The sequence below is a fragment of the Corynebacterium coyleae genome (assembly GCF_030408635.1).
Classification (GTDB): Bacteria; Actinomycetota; Actinomycetes; order Mycobacteriales; family Mycobacteriaceae; genus Corynebacterium; species Corynebacterium coyleae.
In genome coordinates this window covers 606,805-619,492 of the sequence record NZ_CP047198.1, presented here as the reverse complement: position 1 = coordinate 619,492, position 12,688 = coordinate 606,805, and the positions used below count along the sequence as shown (strand labels likewise).

Genomic DNA, 12,688 nt, shown 5'->3' with positions numbered 1-12,688 from the left:
GTAATTTAGCGCATGAAGCCGACGCTATGGGCCGTGGTGCTGCCCTGCTCGACGTAAACGACGCGGTCAGTGCGGATCAGGTAGGAGTGGCCCTTGGCATCCTCCAGCTTGAAGGTTGCCTGACCGTTCGCAATCGCCTGCTCGACGGTGGAAAAGATGTCTTCCTGGCCCTCCGGAAGCTTGATCGCTAGTTCGCGCGGGGTGTCTGCAAGACCAATCTTGATATCCATTTTCTCGCTCACTGTCCTTTTCTTATTGCGCTTTGTGTGTGCCCGCAGGGGCAATAGCTAAACGTAACCACCTGCTGGCGGACGGCCCCATTGTAACGGCCGGTAGCTAAGATGAACGCGTGCCCTACGCAGCTGAGAGTGAACAACGTGGCGCTGCTCGTCGTGCGCCGAAGAAAACGACGTTTGCCGGGTTGGGGGTCGCGGCTGAAATTGTGGACGCGCTTGCGGACCACGGCATCACCCATCCGTTCTCCATTCAGGAGCTCACGTTGCCCATCGCGCTGGCCGGCCGCGACATCATCGGTCAAGCCCGCACGGGTATGGGCAAGACGCTCGGTTTCGGTGTGCCGGTGCTAGACCGCATCTTTGACGACGCTGACATTGCAGAACTCGACGGCACCCCGCGCGCGCTGCTGATCGCCCCGACGCGCGAACTTGCGGTGCAGGTCGGCGAGGACATCGAACGCCTTGCCGTACACACGCCGGTGCGCGTGGCCACGGTCTACGGTGGTCGCCCCTACGAGGAACAACTCGAGGCACTCGAAGCGGGCGCGGACATTGTTGTCGGCACGCCTGGCCGCCTGATTGACCTGCATGACCGTGGCGCGCTCGTACTGGATAAGGTTGCCATCCTCGTGCTTGACGAGGCCGACGAGATGCTTGACATGGGCTTTCTTCCGGACATCGAAAAGCTTTGGTCCGCCGTGGGCGCAACGCAGACCATGCTCTTTTCCGCCACCATGCCGGGCCCGATCCTGTCCCTTGCCCGTTCGAAGATGAACAAGCCGGTGCACATCCGCGCCGAATCCGAAGATGCCTCCGCTACCCACGCCACCACCCGTCAGGTTGCGTTCCTCTCTCACCGCATGGATAAAGCCGAGGTCATCGCCCGTATCCTGCAGTCTCCGGGTCGCGAGCGCACCATTATCTTCGCCCGCACGAAGCGCTCGGCGGCCGATCTCGCCGAGGATCTTGCTGGCCGTGGCTTTGCCGTCGGCGCGGTCCACGGCAACCTCGGCCAGGTTGCGCGCGAGAAAGCTCTTGATGCTTTTCGACGAGGCGACGTGGAAATCCTCGTCGCCACCGACGTCGCGGCACGCGGCATTGATGTCGACGACGTCACCCACGTGATCAACTACCAAACCCCGGACGACCCCATGACGTATGTCCACCGCATCGGGCGAACCGGCCGCGCAGGACGCACCGGCGTGGCGGTCACCCTCGTCGGCTACGACGAAGCGACGAAGTGGTCCATGATCAACACCGACCTCGACCTGGGCAAACCCAACCTGCCCGAGTGGTTCTCCACCTCCCCTGAACTGCAGGAGGAGTTCGGTTTCCCGGAGTCAGCTACTGGCCATGTCGGACGCCCGCGTAAAGTGCTCGGGGCACGACCAAACCGTCCATCCCGCCCGGCGGCTCCGGGCAAGCGTTCAGGAAGGAAACGGCGTTGAGTAAGCCTTTGCGTCGCACCCGCCGCGACCTCATTGCCACCGGTGTCATCGCCGGCGTTTCGGCATTGCTTGTCGGCACCGCCTTTTTCACCGCCCCGGTGCGCCAGGCTGATCTCTCTCCAGCAGCCGAAGCTCAGGAGGATTTTGGTCAGTTGGCGGTGGTGCCGTCGTCGCTAAGCGAGGGCTTCCGGCTCACCGACACCTCCGGACGCGCGCAACCGCTCGTAGCCAACGGCTTGATCATTACTTACAACGATCACACGCTGACCGCGACGAACCCTGAGGGCGAGACCGTCTGGACGTACGAACGCCCCAACGACCTGTGCCTGATGGATCAGGCGTGGGACAAGGTTGTGGCTGTCTACCGCGACAACGCTGGCTGCGGCGACGTGGTGGCCATCGACGCGAAAACCGGCCAATACGCCGGCACCCGATCCGCCCCGGCGTCTGAAAACGTCACGCGCCTGGCCTCGAACGACCGCATTGGCTACGCCTCCAGCGAACGCATCGAAGTATGGCGCTCCGACATGGTGCGCACCATGGAATACGGCTACATCGAAGCCCCGCAAGAATCCGACATGCAGCCCAACCCAGGCTGCGTGATCACCTCCGCGCTCACCCGCACCGAACTCGTCGCGCTGACCGAAACGTGTGGGGACGGCACCTTCCTCCGCATCCAAAAGGCAACCCCGGAAGACTCCCGCGAACCCGAAGTCGACGCCAACATTGAGATCGACCCGCAGGCCTACCTCGTCGCCGTCTCCCAAGACGCCGCCGCGGTCTACGACCCGTCAAAGAAGCAGGTCCTGGCCTACGACAAGGAGGGCAACAACACCAGCTCCTCCTCGGTGCCAGCAATGGGTGAGCCACAGCGTCTCGACGGCACCATCGCCGTCCTCCCCGTCGCCGACCTCCCCCACCACATGTCCTACTGGCAGGACGACTCTCTCCTGCTCATGGAGCCGGCAGGGCTCGGCGTCACCGGCGTGTTCCAAGGCGCACTCGGCACCGGCTTCGCCGCCGGCGACCGCCTGCTCTACGCCTCCCAGGACGGCATCGCAGTTGTGGATTGGGACAAAAACGCGGTCGACGAGATCATTCCCGTCGACCGCGGCGGCTACACCGGCCCCGTCCACATCTCCTCCGCCGGCGCAACCATTGTGGAAAAGCGTGGCGACGACATCGTCGTCCTCGACGCCAAGGTTTAGCGAGGCCGGAGGGGTGAGCGGTGTCGTCGATTAGCGGCGCGCCTTACGCTCCTCATACTGCGCCTCGTTATACGCCCTCGAACGCGGGTGGAACACGGTGACCAGCACCAACACCACCGAAATCAGTGTCGCCACGCCGAGCGTTACCGCCCCGCCGCGGAACATATAGATAGCCACGCCGCCAAGAATCGCCTCAATGAGGACCACCGCGCCAGTCGCACGCGGACGGCCGCGCAGAGTCTCCACCGACACAAACGCGATGTAGCCGAAAATGATCAGCAAAAACACCGCAGTACCGATGTTGACGTAACCAGCAACCGGCGAGTCGGACTCCAGGGTGTGCTCGGTAGCAAGGAACTGATCACGGATCAGCGTCACCACATAAACAAAGATCGCCAAGCACTGCACCAGCACCACCATCGCGCCGAAACGCATCAGGGGTGGGACCTCAGCATCCGCGAACGGCTGCTGCTCCGGGTCATTTGGGACGGGCGCGTGGGATTGATTCCGATTCGTAGTCACAACAAAGCAGTCTATCGCCACCGATACGGCAGATGAACCCCAGCGAACCGGCAGAAATCCGAAAAACACGATTTGACCCGGGCACCTCCACCACCAGTTTACTATCATCCCAGGTCAGAGGGTAGACCATTGGCTTGCGGATCGGCCCAGAAGCGCAAATGTGACCGCGATGACGTAGATACATTCTGTGATTCCGCGCACATTTTGGCCTCGAACCCTAGCGGGCTTTGCATGAACATGTCATTATTCACAAGTAGCAAAAACAACGGGCTGGTAACTCAGCCCTTAACCCTCAGACACCACGGGGTTAACGCCCGGTAAACCGGAAGACGGGATCTCGAATCCACCGAGAGGCACCGCCCGGAGCCAGGAACCAAACTTTGTTTGCAACGCACCTACATCGTTGGGTGTTTTAGTGGTGCACGAAAACCGACCACGCAGTACCGATTTATTTTTTAAGGAGCATCATCATGGATTGGCGCCACGAAGCAATTTGCCGCGACGAAGACCCGGAACTGTTCTTCCCGGTTGGTAACTCCGGCCCCGCCCTCGCTCAGATCGCACAGGCGAAGCTTGTTTGCCATCGCTGCCCAGTAACCACCCAGTGCATGAAGTGGGCACTCGAGACCGGCCAGGACGCCGGCGTGTGGGGTGGGCTGTCTGAGGAAGAGCGTCGCGCACTGAAGCGTCGCAACAAGGCACTCGCCCGCAACCGCGCTCGCATGTCCGCCTAATTTTCCTCTCCGGTATCGCAGGCGATACAGTGATAGGTCTGTAACCGGTACAGATATATAAAGGAGACCCTCATGAGCAAGCGTGGTCGTAAGCGCAAGGATCGCCGCAAGAAGAAGGCGAATCACGGCAAGCGCGCTAACTCTTAAGCGCTAAAGCCCGCGCCCGGTACCTCCCCTTTCGGGAAGGTACCGGGCGTTTTCTTTTGCCCTCAGGGCCACTGCACTTTTGCACTCAGCGGGTTGTCTTGGTCGCGAAGTTCGGTGCTTGTTCGGGTGTTGCTCGACGGCCCTGGCCTGCTGTTTTCCGCTGGTCGTCTAGCTCGGTGGTTGTGGAACCAGACGATGAGCTCCGTGTTGACCATGGTGTTCGTTATCACCTGGGGGTTTGTGAAGGCGGTTTCGAGACCGTCTAGCTGTATTTGTGGTCGTGCTAGACGATCAGGTGTAGCAACGAAAAGAGTGTGCCCTCATTGGGGCACACTCTTTGTAGTTTGGGTGTTTGGTTAGAGCATCATGTTGGCGAAGCCGATGCCGATTCCGACGATGGCCAGCAGGGCGACGATCGGGGCGACGATGGCGGCGATGTTGACGTCTGCTCCTGCAGGCTTGTTGTTGTCTGCCTGCTTGTTGGCGTTGTCCACCTTGGCCGGTGCTTCCTGCTCAGCGTCTGCCTGGTCTTGTACCTTCTCCTCGGCCTTGTCGTTAGCCTTGTCATTAGCCTTGGCCGGGGCTTCTGCTTCTGCTTCGACCTGTGCTGGTGCTTCTGCTTTGTCGTCTGCTTTGTCGGCGGCGGGTGCTTCTGCCTTGTTTTCTTCCTTGGCGGGTGCTTCTGGTTTGTTGTCGATGATGGCACCTGCCATGGCACTGAAGTTACCGATTTCAAGGTTGTCAGCAGCAATACGCGGAGTATTGATTTTCAGTACGTCCCAGTCGGCGGGGACAACTGCGTTGCCGTTGGGGGTTTCAAGCAGGTATGGCTTTTCCGAGTAGTTGAACTTGCCAAACTGGTACAGGTAGTTCATCACCGAGTCATACTCCGGCGCCATCGGAAGCGAAACACCCTTAATAAGGTCACCGACGGTGTCGTTGGCACCCCAGTGGCGAAGATCTAGAGTGTGGCCTAACTCGTGGAGGATGGTGTTGCGCAGTTTTGCATCTGATCCCATCAGGCGGTTATTGGCGATGAAAAGCGAGTTATCGCCAACCAAGGAAATACCCGAGGCGTAGTTACCTTGATCAATCTGATCACCGATAACCCCGATGCGGAAGATGTTGTCACGCTCACCTAAGAACTCGTCGATGTTGTCGAGCAGTTTGTACGCCTGGATTTCATCTTTGAAGTAGTAGCGGTTGTAGTCGACGGTTTCCCCGCCTTGTGGGGTGTAGTTGGGGATGTTGGTAAACAACTCGCCTGCGTCGATGTGCAGGTTAATGCCGTGGTCGTTAAACAGGTCGACCATCTCCTGCAGCATCTGTGCCGATGGGCCAAGGTTGCGCTTGTCAGCGAAATCACAAGCGTCAACGTAATTGTCGTCGCAGCCAAGGCTGCGGTATTCGGACGCCATCCAGTTCAGTTGCAAAAACAGATCCGGACGATTCACATCAGCCCCATAACCGGGAAGGGGAACTGCAGTGCCGTCAGACAAGATGACACCGTGTTGTTCCCATACGTCGGGAAGACCGTCGCCGTCAGAGTCAACTAGGTCGAGCCCAGCGCCGAAATCAACCGGGGCGATCAATGCTTGCTCATCGCAAGCGTCGCACGCATTGGCGGGGGTGATACCGGCAATGGCCATGGTGGCAGTCAGTGCTGCTGCGATGGTGTTGCGGATTGCGTTTCGCATTGGTGGTGCTCCTTGGTGATTTCTTGTTTCGCTGATCAGGACCTGTTCTTCCTGACACAATCAAGGTTATGCAGTTTGTATGCGCAGGTAAAACGTGTGCCGGTGCTACGAGTTTTTGGCGGGATTGTTCAACGTTTTTTCTGGATTGTTCAACGCTTTCACCCTGGTTAACGTCCGGATTGTTCACCAATCCAACCCGCAAACACCACTGACGCGAAGGGTTGTTGAACGATCTGATTTGCCTTGGGTGCACTTCGTTGAACAATCTTTATACATGCATAGTATGCGGTTTAAGGGTGTTTTCAGCCAACACCCGCCCTGCCGGATCGCGACCTGGGGAAATGCCGGAACAGCACTTCAAAACAGCCCTAAAACGGTCGGAAGGATTGTTCAACGACTGTGAAAACGGCTCGAAATGGGTGTGACGTGCGGATTGTTCAGCAATCTGCACCACCTGCTTACCCCCGCAAATTACCCCCGTTTTCCGAGCGCACACGCCATAACAGGCCTCAAGACACGAAAACACCGTGTTTCAACCCCACGAACACACCAGTCCACCACCCCAACGCTCATCGTCTAGCACCCCGAAACACCAGCTAGACGATCAGCCCCATAACGACAAACAACCCCAACACCACCAGGGCAAACACAGAGGCCGAAACGAGATCGTCTAGCAACATCACAAGCCCGGCTAGACGATGAGAAAGGCCGCAACAACCAGCTCCCGAACTCCCCCTAAAACCCCCTAAAAGCGCCCTAGTGCCACGTGACTTCGGTGTAGGAGATGGTGGTGATGATGCGCTCGCGCAGCGGCTCAGGAGCCTTTGTCGGTTTGCAGCAATCCCGCACGATCGCACGCACGGCCCGCTCAGACTCGGCAATACTGCGACACTCCGGACATTGCGCGATCTCGGAGGTGATTTCCTCGCGGCGCTGTGGGGAAGTTTCTTCGTCGAAAAGTTCGCACAGCAGGCGGTATGTCGCTTCGCATCCGTGTCCCGTAGCCATTACTTCTCCTTCGCCGCAGTGTCGGTGTCCTGCATGTCCGCGTGGTCGAGGCCAATGCCTCGTTCCTTCGCCACGTCTTTCAACATGGCGCGCAGTTGTTTTCTTCCACGGTGCAGTCGGCTCATGACAGTGCCCATGGGGATGTCCAGCACTTCGGCGATTTCCTTGTACGCCAGCCCTTCAACGTCGGCGTAGTAGACCACCATGCGGTAGTCCTCGTTCAACGCGTTGAGCGCCTCGGAGATCCGCGAGTTTGGCATTGCCTTGAGCGCTTCAACCTCGGCGGATTCCAGTCCCGTCGAGTCGTGCGAGCTCGAGGAGTACAACTGGTAATCCGTCACTTCGTCCGCGGAGGTTTCCAGCGGCCGGCGCTGTTTCTTGCGGTACGAGTTGATGTAGGTGTTGGTCATGATCCGGTACAGCCACGCCTTGAGATTGGTACCGGGCGTGAAGCTGTCGAAGTTTTTGTACGCCTTGAGGTAGGTCTCTTGCACCAGGTCTTCGGCGTCTTGCGGGTTGCGGGTCATGCGCAGGGCTCCGCCGTAGAGTTGGTCGAGCAGCGGCATGGCTTCTTCGGCGAAGCGTGCCTTTGCTTCTTGATCAAGCTCGGTTTCGGGCATGCTCGCTATTGTAGGTCAGCGCTAAAATCGCCCCATGGCTGCTAAGACTCGCGCACTGAGCGCCCTTTCTCAAACCCCTCATGAGGTGCTCGAATACACCCCGAGCAAGGATCATTTCGGCGCACATTCTGCTGCTGAGTTGGGCCGTGACCCCCACACGGTGCTGAAGACTTTGGTGATCCATCACGAACGCGACATGGCGATCTGTTGCGTGCCCGTCGCCGGCCACCTTTCGCTCAAGGCGGCGGCGAAAGCGCTGGGTTGGAAGCGTGCGGAGATGACCGATCCTGCTCAGGCGCAGCGTGCGACCGGCTATGTCGTGGGCGGGATCTCCCCGCTGGGCACCACCAAGCGCATGCCTACGCTTATCGACGACTCCGTCGCCGACCTCGAAACCATCACCGTCTCCGCCGGCCAACGGGGCCTTTCTATTGCGCTGTCGCCTACCGACCTGGCGGAGCTGACCAACGCGAAGTTCGCGCCTATCGGGACTGAATAGCCCTGGACTAGCCCGAGATCAACTCCGCGTAGTCGTTGCGCACGTTGCCTACTTCCTTTGCGGCCTCGTTCCACTGCAACGTGTCGGCCACGCGCGAGGGGTGCACGAGTTCTAGTGCTTCCTCTGGGGTGCCGTCGACCCACTGGCGGATTTCATCGTCACGCAGAAAGAGCGGTAGGCGGTGGTGGAGCCAGGCCATGTTGTCGGTCGCGTCGGTGGTGATCATGGTGGTGGATAGCCGGTCCAGCCCGGTCTCCCACAGTGCCGCCGCGTACAGCAAGCCCTCTGCGGGGCGCACGTAGTAGGGCTGCTTGCCGGATTCGGTTTGCTTCCACTCGTAGTAGCCGTCGAGCACCATCAGCCCGCGCCGCGCTTTGAACGCGCTGCGGAACGAGGGCTTCTCCGCCACCGTCTCTCCGCGTGCGTTGAACAGAGGCATGCCGGTGTCGTCTTTCTTCCAGGTTGGGAGGAGGCCCCAGCGGGCGGCGTCGATACGCGCAGTCTGCTCTGCGACCCGGATGAGCGGCACCTGGTTTGTCGGCGCGATGTTGTAGCGCGACGGCGGGGTGCCGTCGGGCGCTTCGACATGGTTGATGCCGGGCAGGGTGGCTACCTCGGAGAGGAGCTCGTCGCCAGTAGTGAAAAGAACGAATCGTCCGCACATGCGCTCCATTATTATGACGTTCATGACGAACATGTGGCCCGCACCGTTCCATCCGGCCCCGATCACCCACACGCAGCGGGTGCCGGGGTCAAAGTCCATGACTAACCGCGCCTACGTGCTGGCGGCACTTGCCGCTGGTCCGTCGACGATGACTGGGGCGCTGCGCTCGCGCGATACGGATCTTATGGAGGCCGCTCTGGCGTCCATGGGCACTGGCTTCGAGCACGACGGCGACGTCATCCGTGTGACCCCGGGCGAGTTGCGCGGCGCGGAGGTTGATTGCGGTCTTGCTGGCACCGTGATGCGGTTTGTGCCGCCGGTTGCGGCGTTTGCTCAGGGGCCTGTGCTTTTCGACGGCGACCCTCACGCCCGCAACCGCCCCATCGCGGTTATCCTCGACGCCCTTCGCACCCTCGGCGTGTCCGTGGCGGGTGACGGGATGCCGTTTACCGTCCACGGCACCGGCAAGGCTGACGGCGGCCCGGTGGAGATTGACGCTTCTGGTTCCTCCCAGTTCGTATCGGGCCTGCTTCTGTCTGCGCCCCGGTTCGAGCGTGGCGTGTCCATCCGCCACACGGGTGGCATGTTGCCGTCGATGCCGCACATTGAGATGACGGTGGCCATGCTCGCAGAGGCTGGCGTGAAGGTCACCGGTACCCGTGACACCTGGGACGTTGACCCGCAGCCGATCCGCGGCACTAACTGGGTGATCGAGCCCGACCTGTCCAACGCAGCACCCTTCCTCGCCGCGGCAGCTGTCACTGGCGGCGAGGTGCGCATCCCGAACTGGCCACTGCGCACCACCCAGCCGGGTGCAGTGATCCGTACCGTCTTGGAGCGCATGGGCTGCGAGGTCGAACTCATCGCCGACGGCTCCACCCAGACCCTGCGCGTGCGCGGCCCGAAGCCTGGCACGCTAAAGGGCATTCGACTCGACATGAGCGATATCGGCGAGCTGGCCCCCACCGTCGCCGCCATCGCGGCGTGCGCCTCCACCCCGAGCGAGCTAACTGGCATTGCGCACCTGCGCGGCCACGAGACGGATCGCCTGGCGGCGCTGACCAACGAGATCAACAACGTCGGCGGCAACTGCGAGGAACTCGGCGACGGCCTGCGTATCACTCCCAACGAGATGCATGGCGGGACGTGGCGTTCCTACGACGATCACCGCATGGCCACCGCCGGCGCCATCATCGGTCTGGTTGTGGAGGGCGTCCAGGTGGAAAACATTGCAACCACCGCGAAGACGCTTCCTGGGTTTGAGGACATGTGGTTGGAGATGGTTTCCAAGTAATGCGCCGCAAGTTTTCCGATTACGACGAATCCGACGTCCGCGTCCGCCCCGGCAAGGGCTCACGGCCACGCTCGAAGAACCGCCCGTCGCACGATAATGCCAAGTTCGGTTTGGTCGTGGCTAAGGATCGTGGGCGTTGGGGCGTCGTGCTTGACGACGACGCCACGCGCCTGCAATGCACCCGCGCCCGGGACTTAAAGCGCACCTCGATCGAGGTCGGCGACCGTGTCGGCGTCGTCGGTGACACCTCCGGCGCGAAGGACACGCTGGCGCGCATTGTGAAGCGCGAGGAGCGTTCCTCTGTCCTGCGCCGCACGGCTGACGATACGGACCCGTACGAGCGCATCATCGTCGCCAACGCTGAGCTGTTGCTCATCGTGGTTGCCGCCGCCGATCCCCCACCGCGCACCGGTTTTGTGGAGCGTGCCCTCGTTGCCGCCTTTGTCGGCGGCGTGACCCCGGTGGTGTGCGTGACCAAGTCTGATTTGGCCGACCCTACCGATTTCGAGCGTGAACTCGCTGACCTTGGTGTGGAGGTGCTGCGCACCGGCGTCGACGACGACATCGCGGAACTGCTCACACACATCCACGACCGCGTTTCTGCGCTGATCGGCCATTCCGGAGTGGGCAAATCCACCCTGGTCAACCGCATCGTCCCGGACGCGGACCGCGAAACTGGCGAGGTCTCCGGCGTGGGCAAGGGCCGCCACACCTCCACCCAGTCCGTGGCGTTGGAGGTACCCGGCGGTGGCTGGATTATCGACACCCCCGGTATCCGCTCCTTCGGCCTCGCACACGTCGCCCCGGAACAAATCGTGCAGGTCTTCCCCGATCTCGCCGAGGCCGCCGAAGGCTGCTCCCGCGGCTGCACCCACTTGGGTCCGCCTGCGGACCCGGAGTGTGCCTGGGACACGCTCGACGCCGAATCCCCTATCGGGCGCCGCGCGCTGGCTGTGCGCCACCTGCTGGAGGCTCTACACAGCAATAACGAGTGGGAGTTAAAGCAGCTCGAGGAGGAACGCTAACTCGTCTGGGTGATAGAACGCCATGTAGTTGTCTTGGGCGTCGCCGACGGTCAGCTCCGCGTCTTCGTCGCCAAGATCCGCGGCATCGACCACCTCGATGGCCTTCGCGGTGGCTTCTTCGGATTCCTTGATGTCCACGTGGATCGCCGCGACGTCCTCAAGATTCACCGGGCCGGACAGTTTCACCACAGACTCGCCCATATCGGGTGCTTCGGTCGCGTCCACGTCCACGGAGATGACCACTCGGCGGTGCGGGAAGCGCTCCTCGTCCCCAATGGCGAGCAGGCGTAGCGACGCCAACGCTGCGTCATCGAACGCCACATCTTCGATCTCTTCGAGATCACCCGAGGTGAAGAATTCCTGCAACGCCTTCGTCGCAGAAAAACCCCACCCGCTGCGCGCATGCAACAGACCGTTGTCCTGCAGCGCTTGCAGCATGCCAAAGGTTGCCGGGATGTAGACGCGCACTAGAACTCGCCCTCAATGTCGAACAGGGACTGGATCTCTACCGCAGTGCGGTCCAGCGCGGTGTGCAGGATGCCAATGAGGTTGTATTCCACTGCGGCGCGGATGTTCATGATGTCATCGTCGATCATCACGCACTCGTTCATATCCAGGCCGATCGCGTCGGCTGCCGCCTGGAACGCTGCACGCTCCGGTTTTTCCACACCGATCTCGCCGGAGAGCACAACCGCGTCGACAACGCCCTTGAACTCCCACTCGCGGATCGCGTCCGCAATCTCGCCCTCAGCTGCCTCGTTGGACAGGATGGCCACGGAGACGTCCTTCTTCTTGGCTTCCTCGATAAGGGTCTTCCAGCGGCTCTGGTCTTCAGCGCCCGTGTCCAGCACACCTGCGTAGTCGATGATCAAACCCTGCACTTCGGCCTTCTTTCGTTAGCTTTCGTTAGCTGCGTATTTCGCGTACGTGATGCGTATTTTAGTGCGCACACTCTTTATTTCATTGCGCCAATCGTGAACAATGATACCTACCCCGCGCCGCGCCCACCCCCTCCCGTGACGGAGGATTCCCACATGCCCGCAACCAGGTACTACAGCGTTCCCGGCCACCAGCACATTCAACTCCTCGCACCTGAGCGCCGCACGCCCGCGCCGAAACCGGCGCCGTCGGTGCTCGAGCCGGACGTGGCGCTCAGCGCCACACCACAGACCAATCAACGCGTCGACCCTCTCGTGCGCCAGGCCATCAGTGCTGCGTTCGGAGGCTACGACCCGACTGTGATGACAGCCTCGCGGTTCAGTACGTCGGTGCGCACACACATCCGTGCGTATCGACGAGCCCAGCTCCAACTCCGCGCCCACACCCGCAACACCGCAGTCCTGCCCACCCAGCACGTCCGGGTGATCACCTGCCACTCTGGTGAGGCCGGCGAGTTCTACGGCACCGTGGAGAAAGGCGGGCGACGCCTCGCCTTTGCCGCGAAGATGGCGGACGGCAAACTGCAGTCGTTCAAAATACTGGAGCCGCCTGCGCGCAACACGTCGCAGACGGCTCCTCACGCCCTCACCAGGGCGTTGCCCTCAGTGTGAGACCGCACTGGCCCAAACAGTGGCCCCAAACAGTGG

16 protein-coding genes are annotated in these 12,688 nt (G+C 61.1%); 8 read left to right on the top strand and 8 right to left on the bottom strand.

The window, feature by feature from the left end; translation table 11 throughout:
* Window positions 1-5: 5 nt before the first annotated feature.
* Complete coding sequence (locus tag CCOY_RS03015; RefSeq protein ID WP_092101614.1) at window positions 6-230, bottom strand: DUF3107 domain-containing protein; 225 nt, start codon at window positions 228-230, stop codon at window positions 6-8.
* Between the two features lie 119 nt (window positions 231-349).
* Between CCOY_RS03015 and CCOY_RS03010 the strand changes: the two genes are divergently transcribed.
* Window positions 350-1,684: a DEAD/DEAH box helicase gene (locus CCOY_RS03010; protein ID WP_092101611.1), complete on the top strand. Its 1,335-nt coding sequence runs from the start codon at window positions 350-352 to the stop codon at window positions 1,682-1,684.
* Window positions 1,681-2,892: an Rv3212 family protein gene (locus tag CCOY_RS03005; RefSeq protein WP_083284780.1), complete on the top strand. Its 1,212-nt coding sequence runs from the start codon at window positions 1,681-1,683 to the stop codon at window positions 2,890-2,892. The genes CCOY_RS03010 and CCOY_RS03005 overlap by 4 nt, the downstream gene beginning before the upstream one ends.
* 30 nt (window positions 2,893-2,922) lie before the next feature.
* On the opposite strand, the gene CCOY_RS03000 is transcribed toward CCOY_RS03005, so the two are convergent.
* Window positions 2,923-3,414: a hypothetical protein gene (locus CCOY_RS03000; protein WP_224213006.1), complete on the bottom strand. Its 492-nt coding sequence runs from the start codon at window positions 3,412-3,414 to the stop codon at window positions 2,923-2,925.
* 470 nt (window positions 3,415-3,884) lie between these two features.
* Between CCOY_RS03000 and CCOY_RS02995 the strand changes: the two genes are divergently transcribed.
* Window positions 3,885-4,148 (top strand): WhiB family transcriptional regulator, encoded by a 264-nt coding sequence (locus tag CCOY_RS02995; RefSeq protein ID WP_070422423.1) that lies wholly within the window; start codon window positions 3,885-3,887, stop codon window positions 4,146-4,148.
* A gap of 72 nt (window positions 4,149-4,220) precedes the next feature.
* Window positions 4,221-4,295, top strand: a complete 75-nt coding sequence (locus tag CCOY_RS12185; protein WP_099046258.1) for a 50S ribosomal protein bL37 — start codon at window positions 4,221-4,223, stop codon at window positions 4,293-4,295.
* Between the two features lie 356 nt (window positions 4,296-4,651).
* Here the strand turns inward: CCOY_RS12185 and CCOY_RS02990 are convergent, their stop codons facing one another.
* From CCOY_RS02990 to CCOY_RS02980, 3 genes are all read right to left on the bottom strand, one after another.
* Window positions 4,652-5,992: a zinc metalloprotease gene (locus CCOY_RS02990; RefSeq protein WP_092101608.1), complete on the bottom strand. Its 1,341-nt coding sequence runs from the start codon at window positions 5,990-5,992 to the stop codon at window positions 4,652-4,654.
* A gap of 756 nt (window positions 5,993-6,748) precedes the next feature.
* A complete protein-coding gene (locus CCOY_RS02985; RefSeq protein WP_070570476.1) occupies window positions 6,749-7,000 on the bottom strand; it encodes a hypothetical protein in 252 nt (83 codons plus the stop codon).
* The gene (locus CCOY_RS02980; protein WP_070449575.1) at window positions 7,000-7,620 is read right to left on the bottom strand and encodes a sigma-70 family RNA polymerase sigma factor; all 621 of its coding nucleotides are present in this window, start codon (window positions 7,618-7,620) and stop codon (window positions 7,000-7,002) included. Before CCOY_RS02980 ends, CCOY_RS02985 begins: the two co-directional genes overlap by 1 nt.
* A 34-nt stretch (window positions 7,621-7,654) precedes the next feature.
* On the opposite strand from CCOY_RS02980, the gene ybaK reads away from it, so the two are divergent.
* Complete coding sequence (ybaK, locus tag CCOY_RS02975) at window positions 7,655-8,119, top strand: Cys-tRNA(Pro) deacylase (RefSeq protein WP_070422862.1); 465 nt, start codon at window positions 7,655-7,657, stop codon at window positions 8,117-8,119.
* A 7-nt stretch (window positions 8,120-8,126) separates the two neighbouring features.
* Here ybaK and CCOY_RS02970 read toward each other — a convergent pair whose 3' ends face one another.
* Window positions 8,127-8,783, bottom strand: a complete 657-nt coding sequence (locus tag CCOY_RS02970) for an SOS response-associated peptidase (protein ID WP_070815999.1) — start codon at window positions 8,781-8,783, stop codon at window positions 8,127-8,129.
* A 13-nt stretch (window positions 8,784-8,796) separates the two neighbouring features.
* On the opposite strand from CCOY_RS02970, the gene aroA reads away from it, so the two are divergent.
* Window positions 8,797-10,077 (top strand): 3-phosphoshikimate 1-carboxyvinyltransferase, encoded by a 1,281-nt coding sequence (gene aroA, locus CCOY_RS02965; RefSeq protein WP_092102981.1) that lies wholly within the window; start codon window positions 8,797-8,799, stop codon window positions 10,075-10,077.
* Window positions 10,077-11,102, top strand: a complete 1,026-nt coding sequence (rsgA, locus tag CCOY_RS02960; protein WP_070422861.1) for a ribosome small subunit-dependent GTPase A — start codon at window positions 10,077-10,079, stop codon at window positions 11,100-11,102. Before aroA ends, rsgA begins: the two co-directional genes overlap by 1 nt.
* Here the strand turns inward: rsgA and CCOY_RS02955 are convergent.
* On the bottom strand, window positions 11,076-11,570 hold the full coding sequence (locus CCOY_RS02955; protein WP_180950030.1) for a DUF6912 family protein: 495 nt from the start codon (window positions 11,568-11,570) through the stop codon (window positions 11,076-11,078). The two genes, rsgA and CCOY_RS02955, sit on opposite strands and share 27 nt — an antisense overlap.
* Window positions 11,570-11,983 carry an HAD-IA family hydrolase gene (locus tag CCOY_RS02950; protein WP_070422860.1) on the bottom strand — a complete coding sequence of 138 codons (414 nt, stop codon included), beginning with the start codon at window positions 11,981-11,983 and terminating at the stop codon, window positions 11,570-11,572. The genes CCOY_RS02955 and CCOY_RS02950 overlap by 1 nt, the downstream gene beginning before the upstream one ends.
* Window positions 11,984-12,136: 153 nt before the next feature.
* On the opposite strand from CCOY_RS02950, the gene CCOY_RS02945 reads away from it, so the two are divergent.
* Window positions 12,137-12,652: a hypothetical protein gene (locus tag CCOY_RS02945; RefSeq protein WP_070422859.1), complete on the top strand. Its 516-nt coding sequence runs from the start codon at window positions 12,137-12,139 to the stop codon at window positions 12,650-12,652.
* The last annotated feature ends 36 nt before the right edge of the window (window positions 12,653-12,688 follow it).